At 62.3% G+C, this 23,068-nt stretch carries 15 protein-coding genes; 12 read left to right on the plus strand and 3 right to left on the minus strand.

What is annotated here, in order from left to right:
- The first annotated feature begins 77 nt into the window (after nt 1-77).
- From urtB to ureC, 10 genes are all read left to right on the plus strand, one after another.
- Complete coding sequence (gene urtB / locus ACW9I6_RS18730; protein ID WP_457339650.1) at nt 78-1,580, plus strand: urea ABC transporter permease subunit UrtB; 1,503 nt, start codon at nt 78-80, stop codon at nt 1,578-1,580.
- Nucleotides 1,580-2,659, plus strand: a complete 1,080-nt coding sequence (gene urtC, locus ACW9I6_RS18735; RefSeq protein ID WP_457339651.1) for an urea ABC transporter permease subunit UrtC — start codon at nt 1,580-1,582, stop codon at nt 2,657-2,659. Before urtB ends, urtC begins: the two co-directional genes overlap by 1 nt.
- Nucleotides 2,656-3,516 (plus strand): urea ABC transporter ATP-binding protein UrtD, encoded by an 861-nt coding sequence (gene urtD, locus ACW9I6_RS18740; RefSeq protein ID WP_003217378.1) that lies wholly within the window; start codon nt 2,656-2,658, stop codon nt 3,514-3,516. Before urtC ends, urtD begins: the two co-directional genes overlap by 4 nt.
- Nucleotides 3,517-3,643: 127 nt before the next feature.
- A complete protein-coding gene (gene urtE, locus ACW9I6_RS18745) occupies nt 3,644-4,342 on the plus strand; it encodes an urea ABC transporter ATP-binding subunit UrtE (protein ID WP_003217380.1) in 699 nt (232 codons plus the stop codon).
- Between the two features lie 30 nt (nt 4,343-4,372).
- On the plus strand, nt 4,373-5,212 hold the full coding sequence (locus ACW9I6_RS18750) for an urease accessory protein UreD (RefSeq protein ID WP_003217381.1): 840 nt from the start codon (nt 4,373-4,375) through the stop codon (nt 5,210-5,212).
- An 87-nt stretch (nt 5,213-5,299) separates the two neighbouring features.
- The gene (ureA, locus tag ACW9I6_RS18755) at nt 5,300-5,602 is read left to right on the plus strand and encodes an urease subunit gamma (RefSeq protein WP_003217383.1); all 303 of its coding nucleotides are present in this window, start codon (nt 5,300-5,302) and stop codon (nt 5,600-5,602) included.
- 9 nt (nt 5,603-5,611) lie between these two features.
- Nucleotides 5,612-6,133, plus strand: coding sequence for a GNAT family N-acetyltransferase (locus ACW9I6_RS18760; RefSeq protein ID WP_003217385.1), 522 nt, complete (start codon nt 5,612-5,614; stop codon nt 6,131-6,133).
- 5 nt (nt 6,134-6,138) lie between these two features.
- Complete coding sequence (locus tag ACW9I6_RS18765; protein ID WP_457339652.1) at nt 6,139-6,669, plus strand: GNAT family N-acetyltransferase; 531 nt, start codon at nt 6,139-6,141, stop codon at nt 6,667-6,669.
- Complete coding sequence (locus ACW9I6_RS18770) at nt 6,666-6,974, plus strand: urease subunit beta (RefSeq protein ID WP_003217389.1); 309 nt, start codon at nt 6,666-6,668, stop codon at nt 6,972-6,974. The genes ACW9I6_RS18765 and ACW9I6_RS18770 overlap by 4 nt, the downstream gene beginning before the upstream one ends.
- Nucleotides 6,975-7,102: 128 nt before the next feature.
- Nucleotides 7,103-8,803 (plus strand): urease subunit alpha, encoded by a 1,701-nt coding sequence (gene ureC, locus ACW9I6_RS18775; protein WP_008439067.1) that lies wholly within the window; start codon nt 7,103-7,105, stop codon nt 8,801-8,803.
- Here ureC and ACW9I6_RS18780 read toward each other — a convergent pair.
- Nucleotides 8,800-13,959, minus strand: coding sequence for a dermonecrotic toxin domain-containing protein (locus ACW9I6_RS18780; protein ID WP_457339653.1), 5,160 nt, complete (start codon nt 13,957-13,959; stop codon nt 8,800-8,802). The genes ureC and ACW9I6_RS18780 overlap by 4 nt on opposite strands.
- A gap of 284 nt (nt 13,960-14,243) precedes the next feature.
- On the opposite strand from ACW9I6_RS18780, the gene ACW9I6_RS18785 reads away from it, so the two are divergent.
- On the plus strand, nt 14,244-20,159 hold the full coding sequence (locus ACW9I6_RS18785; RefSeq protein WP_457339654.1) for an NEL-type E3 ubiquitin ligase domain-containing protein: 5,916 nt from the start codon (nt 14,244-14,246) through the stop codon (nt 20,157-20,159).
- A 5-nt stretch (nt 20,160-20,164) separates the two neighbouring features.
- Here ACW9I6_RS18785 and ACW9I6_RS18790 read toward each other — a convergent pair whose 3' ends face one another.
- Both ACW9I6_RS18790 and ACW9I6_RS18795 read right to left on the minus strand, forming a co-directional pair.
- A complete protein-coding gene (locus ACW9I6_RS18790) occupies nt 20,165-20,473 on the minus strand; it encodes a chaperone modulator CbpM (protein ID WP_003217397.1) in 309 nt (102 codons plus the stop codon).
- A gap of 2 nt (nt 20,474-20,475) precedes the next feature.
- On the minus strand, nt 20,476-21,423 hold the full coding sequence (locus tag ACW9I6_RS18795; RefSeq protein ID WP_008439071.1) for a DnaJ C-terminal domain-containing protein: 948 nt from the start codon (nt 21,421-21,423) through the stop codon (nt 20,476-20,478).
- Between the two features lie 288 nt (nt 21,424-21,711).
- Here ACW9I6_RS18795 and ACW9I6_RS18800 point away from each other — a divergent pair, with 288 nt between their 5' ends.
- Complete coding sequence (locus ACW9I6_RS18800; protein WP_087693124.1) at nt 21,712-22,980, plus strand: Hsp70 family protein; 1,269 nt, start codon at nt 21,712-21,714, stop codon at nt 22,978-22,980.
- The last annotated feature ends 88 nt before the right edge of the window (nt 22,981-23,068 follow it).

Genomic DNA, 23,068 nt, shown 5'->3' on the forward strand with positions numbered 1-23,068 from the left:
CGGATGCGTCGACTGACACACCGCTTTCGCGAGCAAGCCCGCTCCCACATTGTCCGTGCATGATCAGGACATTTTGTATGCCCACTGCCCTATACCGCTTCATCCTCGCCGCCCTGCTGTTGCTGCCCCTCGCCGCACACGCCAGCGACGCCGAAGACTTCATCAACGCCAACCCGATGCAACAAGCCAAGCTGCTCCAGGACTGGGCCGCCCAGCCCGACCCGGCGCGCATCGAGCTGGTGGACGCCCTGCAACAAGGCCAGATCAGCGTCAACGGCGAAACCAAGACCGTACGCCTGAACAACCGCCTGCGCGGCCTGATCGACAACGTGCAAGCCAGCCAGGAATTGCTCGCTGCCGACCCCAAGGTGCGCCTTGCCGCCGCCCAGACTCTGCAAAAAAGTGCACAACCTGCGCAGCTGAAATTCCTCGACCAGCAACTCGCCGGCGAAACCAATGATGACGTACACACAGCCCTCAGTCTCGCCCTGGCCAACCTGCAACTGGTAGACCCCGACCCGGCCGTGCGCCTGGCCGCCGTGCGCTTGCTCGGCGGCACCGGCGACCCGCTGGCCCGCACTCGCCTGGAAGCCTTGCTCGCTCCCGGCGTCGAAGCCGACGCCACGGTGCACACCGCCGCCGAGACCAGCCTGGCCCAGGTCAAACGCAAACTGATGGTGGGCGAGATTCTCGGCCAGGCCTTCAGCGGCATGTCCCTGGGCTCGATCCTGCTGCTGGCGGCGCTCGGCCTGGCGATCACCTTCGGCCTGCTCGGGGTGATCAACATGGCCCACGGCGAGATGCTGATGCTCGGCGCCTACTCCACCTATGTGGTGCAGTTGCTGATGCAGCGCTACGTGCCCCAGGCCATCGAGTTCTACCCGCTGATCGCGCTGCCGGTGGCGTTTTTTGTCACCGCCGCCATCGGCATGGTCCTGGAGCGCACGGTGATTCGTCACCTCTACGGCCGCCCGCTGGAAACCCTGCTCGCCACCTGGGGCATCAGCCTGATGCTGATCCAACTGGTGCGCCTGGTGTTCGGTGCGCAGAACGTTGAAGTGGCCAACCCCGAGTGGCTGTCCGGGGGAATCCAGGTGCTGCCCAACCTGGTGCTGCCGTACAACCGCATCGTGATCATCGCCTTCGCGCTGTTCGTGGTGGTGCTGACTTGGCTGCTGCTGAACAAGACGCGCCTGGGCCTCAACGTGCGCGCCGTCACCCAGAACCGCAACATGGCCGCCTGCTGCGGCGTGCCCACCGGACGCGTGGACATGCTCGCCTTTGGCCTCGGCTCCGGCATAGCGGGCCTCGGTGGCGTGGCCCTGAGCCAGATCGGCAACGTCGGCCCGGACCTCGGCCAGAGCTACATCATCGACTCGTTCCTGGTGGTGGTGCTCGGCGGCGTCGGCCAGTTGGCCGGTAGCGTCATGGCCGCCTTCGGCCTGGGGATAGCCAACAAGATTCTTGAGCCGCAGATCGGTGCCGTACTCGGCAAGATCCTGATCCTCGCGCTGATCATTCTGTTCATCCAGAAACGCCCGCAAGGACTCTTCGCACTGAAAGGACGGGTGATCGACTGATGAACCAGCCATTGATGCTTACGGCCGCGCAAAAGGCCGGCCCCAAGGTGACCGTCGCGGTCGGTGCAGTGGTGCTGATCCTGCTGCTGGCGCTGCCGTTGTTCTCGCTGTTGTCACCGGAAAATCCGCTGCACGTTTCCGCCTATACCCTGACGTTGGTGGGCAAGATTCTGTGCTACGCCATCGTCGCCCTGGCGCTGGACCTGGTGTGGGGTTATGCCGGGATGTTGTCCCTCGGGCACGGCCTGTTCTTTGCGCTGGGCGGTTATGCCATGGGCATGTACCTGATGCGCCAGGCGTCCGGCGATGAGCTGCCGGCGTTCATGACCTTTTTGTCGTGGACCGAGTTGCCGTGGTACTGGACCGGCACCAGCCACTTCCTCTGGGCGATGTGCCTGGTGGTGTTGGCACCGGGATTGCTGGCACTGGTGTTCGGGTTCTTCGCCTTCCGCTCACGGATCAAGGGCGTGTACTTCTCGATCATGACCCAGGCCCTGACCTTCGCCGGGATGCTGTTGTTCTTCCGCAACGAGACCGGGTTTGGCGGCAATAACGGCTTTACCAATTTCCGCAGCATCCTCGGGTTTGGCATCACCGAGCCGGGCACGCGAGCGACGCTGTTTGTGGCCACCGTGGTGTTGTTGGTGGCGAGCCTGTTCATCGGCTGGCGCCTGGCCCAGAGCAAGTTCGGCCGGGTGCTGACGGCGCTGCGGGATGCGGAAAACCGCCTGATGTTCTGCGGCTACGACCCGCGTGGCTTCAAGCTGTTCGTGTGGGTGTTGAGCGCGGTGCTGTGTGGTTTGGCGGGCGCGTTGTATGTGCCGCAAGTGGGCATCATCAACCCCAGCGAAATGTCGCCGACCAACTCCATTGAGGCCGCTGTGTGGGTGGCCCTCGGCGGGCGTGGAACCTTGATCGGCCCGCTGCTGGGCGCCGGTGTGGTCAACGGCATGAAGAGCTGGTTCACCGTGGCGTTTCCTGAGTATTGGCTGTTCTTCCTCGGTGCGCTGTTCATCATCGTCACCCTGTATTTGCCCAAGGGTGTGATTGGCCTGCTGAAGAAAAGGGGCGACCAATGAGAATTACAGCGACGGCGGAATTCATGCTCGAGCCCATTCTTGAACCGAACAAAGACCAGGGCAGCGCCCGCGATGCCATCGGCCTCGGCCAGGCGGCCGGCAAAGGCCTGAACACCCGCCACGGCACGATCCTGACCCTGGAAGACATCAGCGTCAGCTTCGACGGTTTCAAGGCATTGAACGACTTGAACCTGTACATCGGCGTCGGCGAATTGCGCTGCATCATCGGCCCCAACGGCGCGGGCAAGACCACGCTGATGGACGTGATCACCGGCAAGACCCGGCCCAGCCACGGCAAGGCCTGGTTCGGCGAAACCCTCGACCTGACGAGCATGAGCGAAGTGCAGATCGCCCAGGCCGGCATCGGTCGCAAGTTCCAGAAGCCCACGGTATTCGAAGCCCTCAGCGTGTTCGAAAACCTCGAGCTGGCGCAGAAGACCGACAAGTCGGTGTGGGCCAGCCTGCGGGCGCGCTTGAGTGGCGAGCAGAAAGACCGCATCAGCGAAGTGCTCGACACCATCCGCCTCACCGCTTCAGTCAATCGCCCGGCCGGCTTGCTGTCCCACGGCCAGAAACAGTTCCTGGAAATCGGCATGCTGCTGATGCAAGACCCGCAACTGTTGCTGCTGGATGAACCGGTGGCGGGCATGACCGATGCCGAAACCGAGTTCACCGCCGAGCTGTTCAAGCGCCTGGCGGGCAAGCATTCGCTGATGGTGGTGGAACACGACATGGGCTTTGTCGGCTCGATTGCCGACCACGTGACGGTGTTGCACCAGGGCAGCGTGCTGGCCGAAGGGTCGCTGGAACAGGTGCAGGAAAATGAGCGGGTGATCGAGGTTTACCTCGGTCGCTGAACCTGATCGTTCCCACGCTCCGCGTGGGAATGCATCCGGTGACGCTCTGCGTCACACGGCGGACGCGGAGCGTCCATTGCGGCATTCCCACGCAGAGCGTGGGAACGATCATTAAGGGGAACTGAACATGCTGCAAGTCGACAAGCTGCACCAGTACTACGGCGGTAGCCACATCCTGCGCGGGCTTTCCTTTGAGGTAAAAGTCGGCGAAGTCACCTGCCTGCTGGGCCGCAACGGCGTGGGCAAGACTACCCTGCTCAAGTGCCTGATGGGTTTACTGCCGGCCAAGGAAGGTGCGGTGAACTGGGAAGGCCGCGCCATTACCGGCTTCAAGCCGCACCAGCGGGTGCACGCCGGTATCGCTTACGTGCCCCAGGGCCGGGAGATTTTTGGCCGCCTGACAGTGGAAGAAAACCTGCTGATGGGCCTGTCACGCTTCCCCGGCTCCGAAGCCAAGGAAGTGCCCGCCTTCATCTACGAGCTGTTCCCGGTGCTGCTGCAAATGAAGCAACGCCGGGGTGGTGACTTGTCCGGCGGCCAGCAACAGCAGCTGGCTATCGGTCGGGCCCTGGCCAGCCGCCCGCGCCTGCTGATCCTCGATGAACCCACCGAAGGCATCCAGCCGTCGGTGATCAAGGAGATCGGCGCGGTGATCAAGAAGCTCGCGGCACGCGGCGACATGGCGATTCTGCTGGTGGAGCAGTTCTATGATTTTGCCGCGGAACTGGCCGACCAGTACCTGGTGATGTCCCGGGGCGAAATCGTCCAGCAGGGGCGTGGAGAAAATATGGAAAGCGAGGGTGTGCGCGGGCTCGTTACGATCTAATCTGTAGCGTCCTAACGATAAGCACTGACCATGACCCTACCTGCCCCCACCGCGCTGTTCACCCCAAGCTGGCACGCCGAGCTGGAACTCGGCTACGCGCGTTTCGGCGACACCACGCGCCCAGTGATGCGCCGCCACCTCGGCCCACTGCGGGTGCAAAAGCATCTGTACGCCGAAGGCCCCGAGGTGTGCCAGCACATCATCGTGCACCCGCCGGGCGGGATTGCCGGCGGTGATCGTCTCGATATCAGCGCCCATGTCGCCGAAGGTGCGTGGGCGCAACTGACCAGCCCCGGCGCGGCCAAGTGGTACCGCGCCGGCGGGCCGGCGTATCAGAAACTGGAGCTGACGGTTGAGGCGGGCGCGACGCTGGAATGGCTGCCGCAGGAGACCATCGTGTTCAGCGCCGCCCAGGCCGAACTCACCACCCGCATCGACCTGCAAGGCGATGCCCGGCTGTTTTACTGGGACGTGGTCGCCCTCGGGCGCCCCGCCAGCGGCGAGCGTTTCGACCTCGGGCACTTCCAGTCGCACCTGGATATCCGCCGCGACGGCCAGTTGATTTGGCATGAGCGCCAGCGCATTGTGGGCGCCGACGGTTTGCTCGACTCACCCATCGGGCTGGACGGGCAACCGGTGTTTGCGACCTTGCTGGTGACCGGCGAAATCGACCCTGAACTGCTCGAGCAATGTCGCTCCCTGCCCCACCCGGTACGCGGCGACCTGACCCAATTGCCCGGCCTGCTGGTGGCCCGCTGCCTGGCCAGTGAAGCGCTGCTGGCGCGAGCCTGGCTGATCGCACTGTGGCGCCTGCTGCGCCCGGCCGTGCTGGGCCGCGAGGCTGTATCACCGAGAATCTGGAGCACATGAAGATTAAAAATGTGGGAGCGGGCTTGCTCGCTCCCACATTGGATCTCCGGTGTTTTTACGAATGTATTTCATAGTGGACCTTGAACGATGGACCTGACCCCACGGGAAAAAGACAAACTGCTGATCTTCACCGCCGGCCTGGTAGCCGAGCGACGGTTGGCGCGCGGTGTGAAGCTCAACTACCCGGAAACCATCGCCTACATCTCCGCCGCGTTGATGGAAGGCGCCCGCGATGGCCGCACCGTGGCCGAGCTGATGCACTTCGGCACCACCCTGCTCACCCGCGAACAGGTGATGGAAGGCATCCCGGAAATGATCCCGGACATCCAGGTGGAAGCCACCTTCCCCGACGGCACCAAGCTGGTCACCGTCCACCAACCCATCGCCTGAGGCCCGACCATGTCCTTTTTGATTCGTGATGCGGTGCACGCCGATTTGCCAGGGATTCGCGATATTTACAACGACGCGGTGCTCAACACCACGGCGATCTGGAATGAACAACCGGTAGACCTGGGCAACCGCCAGGCCTGGTTCAGCGCTCGTCAGTCACAGTTTTACCCGGTCCTGGTGGCCGTCGAAGACGAGCAGGTCATCGGCTATGCCTCGTTCGGCGACTGGCGGCCCTTTGAGGGCTTTCGCCACACCGTCGAACACTCGGTGTACGTGCGCAACGACCAGCGCGGCAAAGGCCTCGGCCCACAGTTGATGCAGGTGCTGATCGAGCGGGCGAAAACCTGCGACAAACACGTGATGGTCGCCGCCATCGAGAGCGGCAACCAGGCCTCGATCCGCCTGCATGAGCGCCTGGGTTTCATCACCACCGGGCAGATGCCCCAGGTCGGCACCAAGTTCGGGCGCTGGCTGGACCTGACCTTCATGCAACTGACGCTCAACCCAGGCGCTGTGCCGCCCAAGGAGTGACACCGATGAACGCCCAACTGCGTCGAGTCAATGCCGAAAGTTTTGCCCATTACCGCCCGGGTTTGATTGAGCTGTTGCTGGACGCCGTGAAGCACGGCGCATCGGTGGGCTTCATGGCCGACTTCGATGAAGGCCAGGCCGGCACTTATCTCAACGGCGTGCAGGCCAGTCTTAACGATGGCAGCCTGCTGCTGTGGGTGGTGGTGCGTGATGAACACGTCATCGCCAGCGTGCAATTGGCGCTATGCATGAAAGCCAACGGCCTAAACCGCGCCGAAGTGCAGAAGCTGCTGGTGCACAGCGAGGCCCGGCGCCGTGGCCTTGGCCAGCAACTGATGAGCGCCCTGGAACTGAGCGCCCGCCAGTACAAACGCGGGCTGCTGTACCTGGACACCGAAGCCGGCTCCGGCGCCGAAGCCTTCTACCAGTCGCTGCGTTATACCAAGATCGGTGAATTGCCCAACTACTGCCAAAGCCCGGACGGGCGCTACACCCCGACCGCCATCTACTTCAAGACCCTGGGGCAACCTGCATGATTCCTGGCGAATTTCAGATCCAGCCTGGCGACATCGAACTCAACGTGGGCCGGCGCACCGCCACCCTGAGCGTGGCCAACAGCGGCGACCGGCCGATCCAGGTCGGTTCCCACTATCACTTTTTCGAGACCAACGACGCACTGACGTTCGACCGTGCCGCCAGCCGTGGCATGCGCCTGAACATCCCGGCCGGCACCGCCGTGCGCTTTGAGCCGGGGCAGAGTCGTGAAGTGGAACTGGTTGAGCTGAGTGGCAAACGCCGGGTGTTCGGGTTTGCCGGGCGCATCATGGGCGACCTGGATTAATGATCGTTCCCACGCTCTGCGTGGGCATGCATCCTGTGACGCTCCGCGTCACGACCTTCAAGAGCGGACGCAGAGCGTCCAGGGCGACATTCCCACGCAGAGCGTGGGAACGATCAGGAACTAAACACATGAAGATTTCCAGACAAGCCTACGCCGACATGTACGGCCCCACCGTTGGTGACAAGGTCCGCTTGGCCGACACCGAGCTGTTCGTCGAAGTCGAACAGGACTTCACCGTCTACGGCGAAGAAGTGAAGTTCGGCGGCGGCAAGGTGATCCGTGATGGCCAGGGCCAGAGCCAACTGCTCGCCCATGAGGTGGTCGACACCCTGATCACCAACGCGCTGATCATCGACCACTGGGGCATCGTCAAGGCCGACGTCGGCCTGAAGAACGGCCGCATCTTTGCCATCGGCAAGGCCGGCAACCCGGACATCCAGCCCGGCGTGACCATCTGCGTCGGCGCCAGCACCGAAGTGATTGCCGGTGAGGGCATGATCCTCACCGCCGGCGGCATCGACACCCACATCCACTTCATTTGCCCACAGCAAATCGAAGAAGCACTGACCAGCGGCGTCACCACCATGATCGGCGGCGGCACCGGGCCGGCCACCGGCACCAACGCCACCACCTGCACCTCCGGCCCATGGCACCTGGCGCGCATGCTCCAGGCCTCCGACTCGTTCCCGATGAACATCGGCTTCACCGGCAAGGGCAACGCCAGCCTGCCGGAGCCGTTGATCGAACAAGTGAAGGCCGGTGCCATTGGCTTGAAGCTGCACGAGGACTGGGGCACCACGCCGGCGAGCATCGACAACTGCCTGAGCGTCGCCGACGAGTACGACGTGCAGGTGGCGATCCACAGCGACACCCTCAACGAATCCGGCTTTGTCGAAACCACCCTCGCCGCCTTCAAGGGCCGCACCATCCACACCTACCACACCGAAGGTGCCGGTGGCGGTCACGCGCCAGACATCATCAAGGCCTGTGGCTTCCCCAACGTGCTGCCCAGCTCCACCAACCCAACCCGGCCGTTCACCCGCAACACCATCGACGAACACCTGGACATGTTGATGGTCTGCCATCACCTGGACCCGAGCATTGCCGAAGACGTGGCCTTTGCCGAAAGCCGCATCCGCCGCGAAACGATTGCCGCCGAAGACATCCTTCATGACCTCGGCGCTTTCTCGATGATCAGCTCCGACAGCCAGGCCATGGGGCGGGTTGGCGAGGTGATCACACGTACCTGGCAGACCGCCGACAAGATGAAAAAACAGCGCGGGCGATTGCCTGGCGACGGCGAAGGCAATGACAACTTCCGCGCCAAACGCTACATCGCCAAGTACACCATCAACCCGGCGATTACCCACGGCATCAGCCACGAAGTGGGCTCGATTGAAGTGGGCAAGTGGGCCGACCTGGTGCTGTGGCGCCCGGCGTTTTTCGGGATCAAGCCGACGCTGATTCTCAAGGGCGGCGCGATTGCCTCAAGCCTCATGGGCGACGCCAACGCCTCGATCCCGACGCCGCAACCGGTGCACTACCGCCCGATGTTCGCCAGCTTCGGCAGCTCGCTGCACGCCACCAGCCTGACCTTTATCAGCCAGGCGGCGTTGGCGGCAGGCCTGCCGGAGCAGTTGGGGTTGAAGAAGCAGATCGCCGTGGTCAAGGGTTGCCGCGCGGTGCAGAAAACCGACTTGATCCACAACGATTACCTGCCGGATATCGAGGTTGACCCGCAGACCTACCAGGTCAAGGCCGATGGAGTATTGCTGTGGTGTGAGCCTGCGGATGTGTTGCCGATGGCGCAGCGGTACTTCTTGTTCTAAGCCCCAAATACGGCACTGATCGCCTGGTCGGTCAGTGTCGTGTTCAATGAGTTGAGTTCGCTGGTGATGCTGGCAAGCGAAGTGTCGTATTCAGCCCGACTCATGACGGTTCCCGGCAGGCTGTTACCGCGCGGCCGACCGAGGATATCGGCGGTCCTGGCGATGGTGTCGCTCAGGTCCTTCTTGGCCTCGGCAGACAAGCCGCCATCCCTGGCCCATTGCGCTTGCGCGTCCTCGTAGTCGAGCAACGCGTCAGATTTCCAGAAGATTCTCAAGTATTCCACCTTGTGGGCCCGCTCCAGAAATTCCTTCCACATCGGCTGCTCAATCAGGTTCTTGCGCAACTGCTCACCCTGGTCCAGCGCTGTCACCTGCTCGTACGCCGCCTCTACCATGGCCGGCGTCACATACTCTTCGCGGTACAGCATGGTTCTGGCCTGCCACGGCAAGTCCAGGCGAGAGGATAGCTGGGAGGTGTAAGCCAGGTAGATCTCGACCTCATCAATAGGCGGGATCTCATTGCCTGCGTTGTCGTAATGAGAGACCAACATGCCCTCCTGGTCATACTCCCTATACCTGGCGCCTTGACTGATCAATTGTGCCACGCGCGCATGAGCGATCCGCCCCAACTCCTCCAATCGCCACTTGCCCCTGGCCAACTTGAGCACGCTGCTTCTCACCGCATTCGCGTCTTCATTGGCATAGGCCGAGCGCAACAACACTTCAACCCCCATGGCATTGAACAACTGCGCCCCCGCATCCACGCAAGCCGTGGGGAACTGTGCCATGCGGAACAGCTCCTCTCGCAACTCGGCGTCTTCGCCCATGGCCTCCAGCATGCGCCATACTTTCGCAGTCAGCTCCGGCAGGTAGCGCTTGCCCTCGACTACGGCATCCCCTGATTTGGACAGGTAGCGAATTTCGTTGAAAAAAGCTTCAGAACCGAAGGCATCCTCCAGCCTTTGCCACAATTGCTGCTTGGATTCCCATTCCTCGTCGGTCAATCCCGTTTTCCAGAGTTTGCTATCGGCCCGGCCTTTGGGTGGAAGCTGACGATCCGGATCATTACCGGCTGCCTCGATATATAACCTGAAATCGCTCACGGCTTTAGTACTCAGTAGCTCTCGGGAGAGCGTCGTGCGCGCGATGATCCGGGCGTTATCAGAACCCGGCGCAAATACCGGTACGCGGATAAGCGCGTTCTCACGCAAATCCAGAATGAAATGCCGTGGGCGCGGCAGGCGAAACACGCTGGCAGGCCACTCCTCCAAATCTGTTTCAGCCAGCCACAGCTGGCGCAAATCAGGCATGCGACTCACGTCCGGCGCCAGACCCAATGGATTGCTTTCAAGCGACAGCTCCTTGAGCTGTTTCAGTTTGCCCAAGACCATGACGCTCTCCTGACTCAGGACTATTTCATTGCCTCCCAGATACAACTCGGTCAGGTGCGGCATGGCGGCAATGGCCGGCGGCAGCCGCGTCAACCGGCAGGCTTGCACGGACAAGCTGCGCAGGCTGCGAAAGTTGGAAACAAACCCGTCGACGTCGTCACTGGTCAAGGCCATGCTGCGCAGGGTCAGCTTACTGACGTGATCAAAGTCGGCCGGCAATGGCGGCAGGGTGCGCAACTGCTGGCGCAATTCGACCCCATCCCACTTGATGGCCTGGCCGAGGTATCGACCATTGCCGTCGATATCCCGCACCCCGGTTCTGCGCCAGGCCGCCTCAATGGCCTTGACGATCCGGCCCCTGGCCCGATAAATCCGATCTGCCGCCTGGCCACTGGTCGACGCGCCTGCGCGAGCGCTAATCTGCCAGGTTCGCAACGTCTGAGTCAGGTTGCTGAATTCGCTTTCGAGTTCCTGTACCCAGGTGAGATCGAGTGGATCGCCGAGAGGTCGCAACTCGGCAATTTCGTTGGCGGTGATGTCCGGGTACAAGTTGCGAATGCGTGCCTGCAGGCTCCGCTCAAACGCCCAACCGCCGCGCCCGCTCAAGGGGTACCCACGCCTGCCGCCCGACAACTGCGATAGCGGTTTGAAGAACGGTTGGGCGGGTTGCATCTGCAGCACCTTGCGCAAGGCACCGCGCGACAGGGCATGTTCCTGGATTTTGCCTCTTAACTCCGGCCCCTGCCCAATGCCTGGCAATCCCAGAGACTGGCGGTGGGTGTCTGGCAGGGCATGTTGCAAGGCGCCGTACAGATTGTCGACGACATGCAGGCTTTGCCCTCGCGCGTCAAACGCCTCGTAGCGTCCATCGCCCCTGTGCACCAATACCTTGCGGTGCGCGGACTCGGGTGGGCCATAGCCGGCACGCAGGCTTCCGGCCAGGGAGCCTTCGCGAACCTCAATGCGCAAGTCGTTTCGCCAGCCAGGAAGGCGCTCCAGCGTGTTGAGCGCCAGCGCTTCGGTGTCGACATTGGCCAACTCGTCCAGATAAAGCCCTTCGTACGCCCGGGCCAGACGCAGATGCCCAAGTTGCCGGCGCGCTTGCTGCGCCAGCTCCAGGGGAATCTTGCGATTGTTGACCAGGCTCGCCCGCTGCGAGGGGCTGGCACCTTCCAGCAGTTCCTCGACCATGACCGGTGGCAGGCTTTTGAAGTCGCGCGCGAACAGTTGCAGTTCGGCGCTGCCAGGCGATGACCGCCCGAGGTAAAGGCTGTCGAACACCCGCCGCAGGGACTGTTTTGCATAGATTCCCAGCCGTTCCTGCAACGCCTGGCTACGCAGCGCGGCCCCGTAGGGCATATGCTGGCCGAGCAGGTTTTTAAGCTGCTCCTCGGGCAAACTCTCGACGATCAACGCCGGCAGCTTGCCACCGAACAGGTCTATGCGGCTGATGCTGATCAGTTCCGTCCCGGGCGCATGAGGTTGGCCATACAGGGCAGCCGTCCTGCTGGTGCCCTGGCCGTCAAATACTTCGATGGTCCTGCCGGGCGGCCAGCCGGTCATTTCCACCATCAACGACGCGGCGTAGCTACCCAGGTCCATCGACATCGACCCCGCAAGGATCTGCCCACTCAAGCTTTCGGCACGCCCGTAAGCCCGCATGCGCACCGCCGTGTCGAGTGTGATTGCCGGCGTCGGCTCGCTTTCCACGTACAGCCGGCGCAGCACGCTTTCATCGGTGTCACTGATCTTGCGCACCTGCTCCAACTGCGTATCGCTCAGGCCTTCCATTACATGGCTCAGTCGCCGCATCAGCGGAGCACCTTGCCACGTCAGGGGCTCATCGGCCTCATGGGTCCAGGCGCCAGAACCGTTGTTGACGATCTGAGGCTCATACGCCTCGGGCCTGCTGGGGTGCTGGACCCGGTACACGCCCGGTTCGTCTTGCGCGGTCACGGCGTAGCGATTGCCGTCCACCGACACGACCTGGCGCCCATTGACGGTATGTAGTCCCGCCTGGTCGGGAACCGAGCCTGCCGGCAGTCGGATGTCCTGCGCATAGGGCGCAAGGTCCGGCTTCCACAAGCGGGCCTTGCCCGACGGCAGCCTGACCGCCTTGAGTCCTTCGATAAACGGCGACAGGCTGATATGCAACGCAGCGCCGCCCACCGCCAGTTGCGCGAGATTTTCCAGCACGTCAGCGATATGCGCCCAGCCGGCCTCGCGGTCACCCTGGCCGAGTTCAACCACGCCCTCCAGTACTTCGTACAGCAGTTGCCCGGCCGTGACCACCGCCATCAGTGCACCCAAGGGCGGAATGAACATCGACACCAGGTTCAAGGTGAACAGGCCGATGTTCATCAGATGCGCCATCCGCCGGTCGTGGCCAGCCGCGTCGGTGTGAGCGGTGGGTATCGCCATGCTCAACCCATCGTCGAGTGCGCGCTTGCGCATGTCGGCGTACAGCTCGTCCCAAGGGTCGACGTCGATCCACAGCCCCTTGATCGGGTGGGCGTTGAGGTTCAGGTTTGGCTGGTCCTGCGGCGTGCGGCTGATATGTCGCGGGGACTTTATGACGGCGTTGATCGCCTGGAGTTCGGTAAGGGATTTTCTTGCGTAGTACTGTCGCCACGCTGGATCAGGGCCCAGGGCCACGCGCCTTTGCGGTTCATCGACGCGTTTCTCGGTGAACCGCCCGTAGTAGTAAGCCAGGTATTTTTTCCCGATGAACCGTGAGAAAAACTGTTGGTGGGCCGTGACCTGAACCCCCCTGCTGTCCCAATAGTCCTCTGGCCTGTAAGCGGTCAGCTCACGGGTCGTTTCCTCTGCATAGTCGGCAAAGGTTTTGTAGCGCTTGATGGGGTGCTCGGGGTGGTCGGGGATGTAGACGATAAGCCAGGTGCCATACCCATGCTCCACGCTCGGGTCGATCATGAGGCAGCCGTGCATTTGCAGTTCCATGATACTGGGCCAGCGGTGCCAGACCTGCTTGCCTTCGTGCTTGATGCGTCGCTCGCCATTGGCGATGCGCTGCAGTAGCGCGTAGTCGTCGCTGCGAATATCACCTTTGAGCAACGCCACGTAGGCGGCGGCTCTGAAGGCGTCCTTTTGCCGGGTGATAAAGCGTTCACGCAGCAGGTTCCTGGACACGGTTTGCACGGGCAGCAGGTAGGTGGTGAGGTGTTCCTGGTACAGCCTGCCCAGGTCCAGGTCGCGGCATAACCGGGCGAAGGTCTCGATCGTCAGGGTCGTGGTATGGCGCTCGAAACGGCCATCCGCGCCGGGAGCGGTGATAAAGCCTGAAGCACTGTCGAAGAACCCGGCGCGGGTCTCGCGCGCTTCAAAATTGTTCAAGGCCGCTTGCAACAGGGACAAAGTCTTGGTCCGGTAGCCTGTCGCTAGTCCTTCGACCGGTACATAGAGGCGCAGATGCACCTGGTTGACGTCCAGCTCAAACCCGGCGGCCTTCAACGCGGCTTCAAGCAATGGCCGGGCGAAGGCGTTGACCTCTTGCACCTTGCCGGTCGCTTGCTCCAGTGCAGTGTGAGACTTGATGCTCGCCTCCAACAGGTTTTGCAGCGCAGCCTTCTGTGCCGGGGTGGTGGCCGCATACCAGGCGGGGATCTCTGGCTTGGCCTGCGTGATGGCTGCACGCAGGGCAGGAGATGCGCTGACCAGGCTTTCGGGGATGGCGGCTTTGATCTGTGCATAGTGACGCCCTTCGCCGCCCGGCAGGAGCGAGGTGGAGGCTTGAGGTGCTGGCATAAACGAGTACCGATAGGGAAATTAAGGCAATGACCTTAATCAGTCGCCCCCGGCACTCGGCGGTAGCTATTTGAACGGATTGCCCCCCCTGGACGAACACTCAAAAAGCGCTGGCAGGCTTGATGCACACGGGGGGATTTCCATGGGGTAATTAAGTCGTCGATCCATAGGTAATCCGGGGCCGATGCGTTAACTATTGCGTGCTATCCAGCGGCTTTTCGACTTATTAATCCACAGCGGTTTTCAGTAGCCTTTTTCCTTTGCTTACCCAAAGGAATGCCCCCATGCAGGATGCCCCCTCCGTTACTCCCCTCTCATCTTCCGACGACAACAGTGCGTTCATTCGCCAGGCCATTCCGGACTGGCTGGTACAGGCGCCGGCCCACCGCATAGAAGCGTTGAAACAGGCCAGGCTCGAACAGGCGCAGTGGATGGACAGCTTGTCGCCGCTGCAGCGAAGAACCTTGAAGGCGTTCAATGAAACCAGTTTCAAATCCCAACACGCGGTGGATAAACACCTGGCCAACGTCCAGGCACTCAAGCCCTTCGCCATAGGCCTGCTCAACGGCGCGCTGAAAGAACAATTCAACCTCACCGTGGATGTCGAAGGCACCTTTCTTCGTTTGTATGAGCCGCTGAGGCTCGGCACCCTGGGGATCAAGGCCGGCGAATACAAAGTACTGGAGGTGTCGCTGGTGCAGGCTGCCCTGCATAACTTTGAAGCCAGTGAAGGTGAAGACGGCGCATTCGATCCTGCCTCCGGGTTCACCCAATACCCGGACCGGGAAGGCGCCTCTCCCAGGATCAGCCCGGCGCTGACCGTACCCGCCTTTATCAGGCTGTGCCGTACGCTGGACGTGGGTGCCCGCTACCAGGCGCACCTCAAGGAAACATTACTGCCCACCGACGAGACGGCCGCCACCCGGTTGCGCGACGCCGTGATCACCAGCCAGAAGGATGCCCTCAGGGCTGCGGCGTACCTGGCGCTGCTCAAGCAGGACATTCTCCCGGATGACTTCACCATGGTGCTCAAGGTGGTCGACGGCGAACGCAACCCGACGCTGGGCGGCAAGCCGGTGTGGTTCAGTTGCCTGAGCGTGATGGACCGCGCGCTCATGGGAAGCGTGGTGTTTACACCGGTGGAAAAATATCGCTATGCCACCGACTTCATCGTCTACCTGCCCCACGATCCGGAGCACCCGCTCAAGCGCTACAACAGCCTTGATGCGCTGAAAACCGAACTGAACCGCCAGTGGGCGGCGCGCGACAAAGCGCCAAGCGAATCCGGCAATAACAACCGCCCGACGCCCACGAGCTACCAGCATTTTTTCAGCCAGTTTCTCAATGAACACGACAAGCCGGCGTTCTTCAACCGGTTTACCGAACCCGCTGCGGACTCCACCGCCGCCGTCGACGCAGTAGCGCGTTCGCCGGTGACCCAGACGATGCTGCAACTGGCCTTCCCGGTATTGACTACGACGGTCATGCCCCAGTCGCTTCCGCCCCCGAAAGCCGGCTGCAGGGTGGTGAAGACGGGCGCTCCCGACCTGTACCTGATGGTGGTCTCAAGACAGGGCCTGTGGGCTGACAACGTCGACCTGTGGGCCAACCTGTTTGAGCATGGCCGCGACAAGGCCCTCGGCGATGCGCGCGACCAGGCAGTGCCCACCGCCGATGTCGACGCCCGGGTGCGCGGGCAAAAAATCGCCCGTTGGCTGGAGGCCGGCGCTACCGTGCTCGGCCTGGGACTGGCGTTCGTCCCGGTGCTCGGCGAAATCATGCTGGCCGCCATGGCGGGCCAATTGCTCTACGAAACCTTCGAAGGCGTGATCGACTGGGGCGAAGGCGACCGGGACACGGCCAAGGCGCACTGGTTCGACGTCGCGCAAAACCTGGCCGCCATGGCGCTGCTGGCCGGTGCGGGGAAAGGCCTGCAAAAACTCGCGGCACCGCCTACACCCGCGTTGGTACAGGAGCTCAAGCCGGTGCGTTTGCCAGGTGGCGAGCTACGGCTGTGGAAGCCGGACCTTACGCCTTATCGCAGCCCCGTCGTATTGCCCAAGGACGCCACGTTTGATGACCTGGGCTTGCACAGCCACGACCAGCAGCCGCTGCTGCCCCTCGACGATCACCTGTATGCCGTCAAACCCGAGCCCGACGGCGACACCTATCGCATACAACACCCCACACGCTCCGACGCTTATGCCCCGCAGGTGGCGCATAACGGCGCAGGTGCCTGGCTGCATGAAGGCGAAGAACCGCTGACCTGGGACGGCCCGGCGCTGATGCGCCGCCTGGGTTGTCGCACCCGGGGCTTGAGCGACGCACAACTGGAACAGGCACGCCTGGCCAGTGGCACTCGCGCCGATCAACTGCGCCAACTGCATGTGGACCTGCAACCGCCGCCCGCCCTGTTGAGTGACAGCCTGGCGCGCTTTGGCATCCATCAGCGGATCGAGACCTTTATCGAGAAGATGGGCAGTGACGACCCGCTGGATTATGCGCTGGCCGACCCGGCGATCACCGAGCGCGTGGTGGCGCACCGAGGCTTGACCTATCCGGCGGTCCTCGACCCGACTCCCCGGGTGCTGGACGAACAGACGATGCTGTGGCGCCGGGAAGTTGCCCAGGCCGCCCGGGACAGTCGGACCTCGCTGTTCGACGCGGATTATCGCGCCCATAACCTGACCCGCTCGCCCCCGGTACAGCAGCTCATGGACAGGTTTTCCGGCCTGCCGGCGGAGGTTGCCAGGCAGTTGCTGGAAACCGCCACGGACGCGGATTTAACCACGCTGAGTGGCCATCAGCAGTTGTCACCAAGGCTCACCGCCCTGGCGCGCGAAAGCCAGCAGCAAGTGCGCATGGCACGGGCCTATGAAGGCTTGTTCCTCGACACCCTGCAGAGCCCGGACAGCCTGCGCTTGGCCCTGCATACCCTGCCCAGCTTGCCGGGTTGGGACCCGAGCCTGCGGGTGGAAATCCGCTTGGGCAGCGAACAGGGGCCACTGATCGACGCCGTCGGTCCAGAGGCCGACGCACCGCCGCTGATGCTGGCGATGGGTGAAGACGGGGCGTTCGGCGCCACCGACCTGTATGGCGCCGTTCTGGCACGTCTTGAACAGGGCCAGCGTCGAGCACTTGGCGAAGCCGCACGGGACGCCGGCACCTTGAAGCAACGGGTGCGTCAAACGCCATTGGCCCGGGACGAGCTGCGCTCGGTGCTGCTGGAATACCCGTTGCTGCGCAAACCCTTGGCAGGAGACCTGCGCCTGCGGGGCGGCTCCCCGCTGCACAAACTCACTCAATTGCGCAGCACCCATACGCGGGTGCGCAAGCTGTATCCTGGGTTCAGCGACGAGCAGGCCACAGCCTTCATCGAGACCCTCGGGAGCGATGCGCGCACTGAATTGACGCGCCGGGAAGACCAATACGCCGCCCTCAAACACGCACTCAAGGACTGGGTGAAACGCAGTGCCCGAGAAGATACGAGCCGGCGTCCATTTGAGGTAAACCCGGGAGGCCGGGAGCAGTCAGTGGCCGATGCGTTGAGAGATTGCTGGCGTCGACAGACCGTGGACCGTGCCGGGACATACACCGGGCGCCGACTGGAAATCAGCGCCCAGGTGAACCTGCCCAAACTCAACGCCGATTTTGGCCATGTCGAGGAGTTGGTTCTCGACTACGTGAGCTTCACCGACGGCCCCGGGCAGTTCCTTGGCAACTTCCCCAATCTGAAACGTTTGACCCTCAAACAAGTCGGCGGTATCGGACGCCATACGCTGACCGAACTGCCCGAAGCAATCACGGCCATAAAGGCGCTGACGCACCTGGACCTGTCGAAAAATGCCATCCGCCTGAGCGAAATCAGCGCCGGCCAACTGGCCGGCCTGAGCCGCCTGGAAGAACTGTGCCTGAACGACAACCCCTTGGGCACCCTGCCGGATTTCAGCCCGCTGCTACGACTGCGCAAGCTGGAGCTGCGTGACACCCGGATCAATCAGTGGCCCACAGGCCTGCTGGAACTGCCGGAGCTGAGAGAAGTCGACCTGTCCGGCAATCACCTGAGCGCGGTGCCCGACAGCCTGCTCAACCCAGCCCCCGAAAACGTGGAAGCCAGCATCCGTCTCAACCGCATGACCCGCCTGCGTGACAACCCATTCACCCCGCAAGCCAATCAGCAGATGCGGGCGTACATCGCTCGCCTGGCACAAACTCGCCCGGGCTGGCGCAACGGCGGCCAGCCTGGCGCCTTCGAAGTACCCTTGAGCCACACCGACGAAATGCGGCGGATAAGGGACCTGTTTCCCGGCTACAGCGAGGAGGAAAACGAGCAATTCGTATTGCACGCAGGCGACGGGGCGCCGGCTGAACTGACGCGCCTGGAAGGCGAGTGGCAAACCTTGAGCACCCAACTGAACGCCTGGGCCACACAACGGTTCCTGGTGGCTGCCGACAGCGAAAACCTGCGTGCAGGGGATGCCAACCATCGCCAGCAATTCGCTCGAGACCTCAAGGCGTGCTGGCGGCGCATGACTCCCAAAGTGCTGGCCCAAGATGGTTCTCCCGCCGGCTACACCCTTGAAGCACTCGGTTTGAGAGTCGGCGACTTGCCTGCGCTGGAAGCAGATTTCAGCCACGTTGGGTCAATCAAGCTTCAGGGCATGCAATCCGTTTACGGCCTGGATGAGTTTCTCGGCCACTTCAGTCACACCCGTTGGCTCGACCTGTCGTACGGAGAGTTGCGTTCAATCCCGCCCAGCGTTGCCCGGATGATTCGGCTTACCCGCCTGGACCTCAGGAGCAACCAACTTTCCCTGAGCGAGGCCGACGTGGATCTGCTGGAGGGGCTCACCTCACTCAAGATCATCAATCTGAGCCGCAACCCCCTGGCGCGTACCCCCAACTTCGCAACCCTGCCGAACCTGCGTAGGGTGAATTTGAAAAACACCGGGATCACCGAGTGGCCGCAGGGCTTGGGGCCACATCAGGCGTTGGACATCGTTAACCTGGCGCAGAACCGCATCACGCAGTTGCCCGAGTCCCTGGTCAACCCGCTGCCCGAGGAGGCCGAGGCATTCATCTACGTCAACAACGTCACCTTTATCGACGGCAACCCGCTGAGCACCGAAGCCCGCAGGCAGTTGGTCGAGTATTGGAGCAATGCAACCTTGCTCCACCGCGAGGCAGCAGCGGGCCGGCAGCCCGGCGCGATGCGTTATCGGGCGCCACAGCCCGCTACAGTCGAGGTTCACGCGCCTCAAGAACAGATCGTGGACGACACACCGGAGCCGGCATACCAGCACTGGATGGATGGTCTGTCACCCGAGGAAATCGACGTACGACGCAGCCTGTGGGAGTCGATTGCCGAGAAACCCGGTTCGCAGATCTTCCTCGACATCCTCGACAACCTCAAAGAATCGGCGGAGTACCGCAGCCGCTATACCGACCTGCAATCGCGCCTGTGGCAATTGCTCTATGCGGCCCGGGACGATGGCTTGCGTGAAGAGCTGTTCAACCTGGCGGGTGACCCGCGCTGCGGCGATCGGTCGGCCCTGGTGTTCAGTGACATGGAGACCAAGGTGCTGACGTGGCAAGCCACGCGCTATGCCGCCGATGGCGAGGCGGGACCGGCACTCTACACGTTGGCCAAAGGTCTTTTTCGCCTGGACGAGGTGGAAAAATTAGCCAGCGCAGACATTCGGGTTCGAGAAGGCATGATTCGCACGTCGACCATGACCCCTGAACAAAAAGTCGCCGCCCTGGAAAAACTGGAAGATATTGAAATTCGCCTGGCCTATCGCATGGGCCTGGCCCGCCGCCTCGGCCTGCCCGGTCAGCCCAACGATGCCCGCTACCTCGCAACGGGACAGGTAGCGCCGCAGATCCTGAATAATGCCGCCATCACAATAGAAAAACTGGACAACTCCAAGAAGCTCGTACAGTCGCTGTTAGGCCGCGAATTCTGGCAGGCCTTTATTCGCAACCATTATGACGATGAGTTCAGAGTCCTGAGGGAGCCCCATGACGTGCGCTTGAATGCGTTATCCGAGGAACACGATGCGGGCGCCCTCAGTGATGAGGCATACGCAACCCAGGCTGAAAATGTGCAACTGCAACTGGCCGTGGACGAGGCGCAACTGATTCGCTCGCTGACCCTGCGCGACTGGGTGCCGTGCAAGGCGCGCTGCAGCATCACCTGATGGATTCAGGGCGTTTGCACCAACCGCCCCAGCCGTTGCTTGAGCATCTGGTTCTCGGCCCGCAGTTGCTGGACCTCTTCCAGCAGGTCGAGCGCCAGGGCGACGCCTTCCCATTCCAGCTCCAGGTCCTTTTGCAGCGCCGAGGCGCGCTTGGCCAGGGCCAGTTCGTAATCGGTGAAGCGCCAGGACTCGGGACTGGTCCCCACCGGTTCAACGATGCCGTGCTCGACGATTTCGATCACGTAGGCCACCGACAGGTCGGTGGCCTCACAGAATTCTGCCATGTTCACTTGAACCAAACGGGGACTGCTCATCGTTAGCTACTCCATGATTCTCTTGGATCGAAGGCGGCTTTTTGTGCCAGTTCCTGCCACAACGCCTTGACCTCGTCGTCGGTGTTTTTCGGCATCACCGCCTTGAGTTGCACAAACAGGTAACCGCGCTGCCCGGCCTTGTTCAACAAGCCATGGCCCTTGGCGCGCATGCGCTGGCCGTTCTGGCTGCCGGCCGGCACCTTGAGGTTGATCTTGCCGGTGAGGGTCGGCACCGCCACTTCCGTGCCCAACGCCAGCTCCCACGGGGCCAGTGGCAGGGTGATGATCAGGTTCTCACCTTCCACATCGAATTTAGGGTGTGGCGCGAACTTGATGATCAAGTACAGATCACCATTGGCACCACCGCCAATCCCAGGCGCGCCCTGGCCCTTGAGGCGGATGCGCTCGCCGTCGGCCACACCGGCCGGGATCTTCACGTTCAGGCTCTTGGTGGTGTTGCTGACGTGCTGGCCGGCCGCGTTGTATTGCGGCACCTGGAAGTTGACCTGCTTGGACTCGTTGGACAGGGTCTCTTCGAGGAAGACCGGCAGTTCCATTTCCACATCTTGCCCTCGACGCCCGGCACTGCGGCCCTGGGCACCACCAAAACCATTGCCGCGCGAACCGAAGATCGAGCTGAAGAAGTCCGAGAAGTCGCCGGTGTCCTGGCCACCGCCGCCATAGCCACCACGGCTCTGCCAGCCTGGCGGGCCCTGGAACGGCTGGCCATGCTGGCCGTACTTGCGCAGATCGTCGTATTCGGCGCGCTTGTCGGCACTTTTCAGCGCTTCATAGGCTTCGGACGCGTCCTTGAACTTGGCTTCAGCGTCCTTTTCCTTGCTCACGTCCGGGTGATATTTGCGCGCCAGCTTGCGATAGGCGGCCTTGATCGCCTTGTCGTCAGCGGTGGGTTCTACACCGAGAATCTTGTAATAGTCTTTGAAGTCCATCGGGGGCATCACCATCCATTATCGATATCGCACTGCCAGCGTCACAGCATGCGCCTGTTTGCGGCGTCTGGATTGACCGATCTCAATCTTGTGACCGAAGGGTGCGTCAGAAGTTTATCGGCGCTGCGGGCAGAATCCTGCAGCCACCAACCGTATGGGGAGGATTTGGGGGCAAAGGCCGGGCTTTCAAGGTAACAAGTGCGTTGTATTTAGCGGATAGTCGGCCTACGCATCTGCACGCGGGTGGCATACACTGCGCGGCCGTTTTTCAACCGGAACCCGATTGACATGAAAAACCCATCCCCAGCCCGTGCCTGCGGTATCGACTTCGGCACGTCCAACTCCACCGTCGGCTGGATTCGTCCCGGCATGGAAACGCTTATCGCGCTGGAGGACGACAAGATCACGCTGCCGTCGGTGGTGTTCTTCAACTTCGAAGAGCGCCGCCCGGTGTACGGTCGCCTGGCCCTGCACGAGTACCTGGAAAACTACGAAGGCCGGCTGATGCGCTCGCTCAAGAGCCTGCTGGGTTCCAAGCTGATCAAGCACGACACCAGTGTATTGGGCACGGCCATGCCGTTCACCGACCTGCTGGCGCTGTTTATCGGCCAACTCAAGAGCCGCGCCGAGACCACCGCCGGGCGTGAGTTCGAAGAAGTGGTGCTGGGCCGTCCGGTATTTTTCGTCGACGACGACCCGATGGCCGACCAGGAAGCCGAGAACACCCTGGTGGACGTGGCCCGCAAGATCGGCTTCAAGGACATCTCGTTCCAGTACGAACCGATTGCCGCGGCCTTCGACTACGAGTCCACCATCGAGAAAGAAGAGCTGGTGCTGATTGTCGACATCGGCGGGGGTACCTCCGACTTCTCCCTGGTGCGCCTGTCGCCCGAGCGCCGCCAGATCGACAACCGCCACGACGACATCCTCGCCACCGGCGGTGTGCACATCGGCGGTACCGACTTCGACAAGCAGCTCTCGCTGGCCGGCATGATGCCGCTGTTCGGCTACGGCAGCCGCATGAAGAGCGGCGCTTATATGCCCACCAGCCACCACATGAACCTGGCGACCTGGCACACCATCAACTCGGTGTACTCGCAGAAATCCAAGCTGGCGCTGGGCAGCATGCGCTACGACATCGAGGACACGGGTGGCATCGACCGCCTGTTCAACCTGATCGAACAGCGCGCCGGGCACTGGTTGGCGATGGAAGTGGAAGAAACCAAGATTCAGCTGACCCGGCAGGACAGCCGCCATGTGCTGCTGGACCGGGTCGAGCCGGGGTTGAGCGTGGAATTGAGCCGGGCGCTGTTCGAGTCGGCCATCGATGGCTTGCTGGAGCGGGTGCGCAATGCGGTGACGCAACTGCTCAACGACGCCTCGGTGGACGTGGCCCAGGTGGACACGGTGTTCTTTACCGGGGGTTCCAGCGGGATTCCGGCGCTGCGCCACAGCATCTCGGCGATGCTGCCGAATGCGCAGCATGTGGAAGGGAACATCTTTGGCAGTATTGGCAGTGGTCTGGCGATTGAGGCCAGCAAGCGCTACGGCTACTGAGTTTTAGCTGAAACCGTGGCGCGCCCTTCGCGAGCAAGCCCGCTCCCACATTCGGCTGCATTCCAAAGTTGGAACTCGGTCAAATGTG

The sequence above is a fragment of the Pseudomonas sp. SDO5522_S412 genome, from assembly GCF_054071215.1.

Excerpts from the sequence above, each read along its gene's own strand:
- urtB (WP_457339650.1), top strand. The coding sequence starts at position 78 with ATGCCCACTGCCCTATACCGCTTCATCCTCGCCGCCCTGCTGTTGCTG.
- urtC (WP_457339651.1), top strand. The coding sequence starts at position 1,580 with ATGAACCAGCCATTGATGCTTACGGCCGCGCAAAAGGCCGGCCCCAAG.
- urtD (WP_003217378.1), top strand. The coding sequence starts at position 2,656 with ATGAGAATTACAGCGACGGCGGAATTCATGCTCGAGCCCATTCTTGAA.
- urtE (WP_003217380.1), top strand. The coding sequence starts at position 3,644 with ATGCTGCAAGTCGACAAGCTGCACCAGTACTACGGCGGTAGCCACATC.
- ACW9I6_RS18750 (WP_003217381.1), top strand. The coding sequence starts at position 4,373 with ATGACCCTACCTGCCCCCACCGCGCTGTTCACCCCAAGCTGGCACGCC.
- ureA (WP_003217383.1), top strand. The coding sequence starts at position 5,300 with ATGGACCTGACCCCACGGGAAAAAGACAAACTGCTGATCTTCACCGCC.
- ACW9I6_RS18760 (WP_003217385.1), top strand. The coding sequence starts at position 5,612 with ATGTCCTTTTTGATTCGTGATGCGGTGCACGCCGATTTGCCAGGGATT.
- ACW9I6_RS18765 (WP_457339652.1), top strand. The coding sequence starts at position 6,139 with ATGAACGCCCAACTGCGTCGAGTCAATGCCGAAAGTTTTGCCCATTAC.
- ACW9I6_RS18770 (WP_003217389.1), top strand. The coding sequence starts at position 6,666 with ATGATTCCTGGCGAATTTCAGATCCAGCCTGGCGACATCGAACTCAAC.
- ureC (WP_008439067.1), top strand. The coding sequence starts at position 7,103 with ATGAAGATTTCCAGACAAGCCTACGCCGACATGTACGGCCCCACCGTT.
- ACW9I6_RS18780 (WP_457339653.1), bottom strand. The coding sequence starts at position 13,959 with ATGCCAGCACCTCAAGCCTCCACCTCGCTCCTGCCGGGCGGCGAAGGG.
- ACW9I6_RS18785 (WP_457339654.1), top strand. The coding sequence starts at position 14,244 with ATGCAGGATGCCCCCTCCGTTACTCCCCTCTCATCTTCCGACGACAAC.
- ACW9I6_RS18790 (WP_003217397.1), bottom strand. The coding sequence starts at position 20,473 with ATGAGCAGTCCCCGTTTGGTTCAAGTGAACATGGCAGAATTCTGTGAG.
- ACW9I6_RS18795 (WP_008439071.1), bottom strand. The coding sequence starts at position 21,423 with ATGGACTTCAAAGACTATTACAAGATTCTCGGTGTAGAACCCACCGCT.
- ACW9I6_RS18800 (WP_087693124.1), top strand. The coding sequence starts at position 21,712 with ATGAAAAACCCATCCCCAGCCCGTGCCTGCGGTATCGACTTCGGCACG.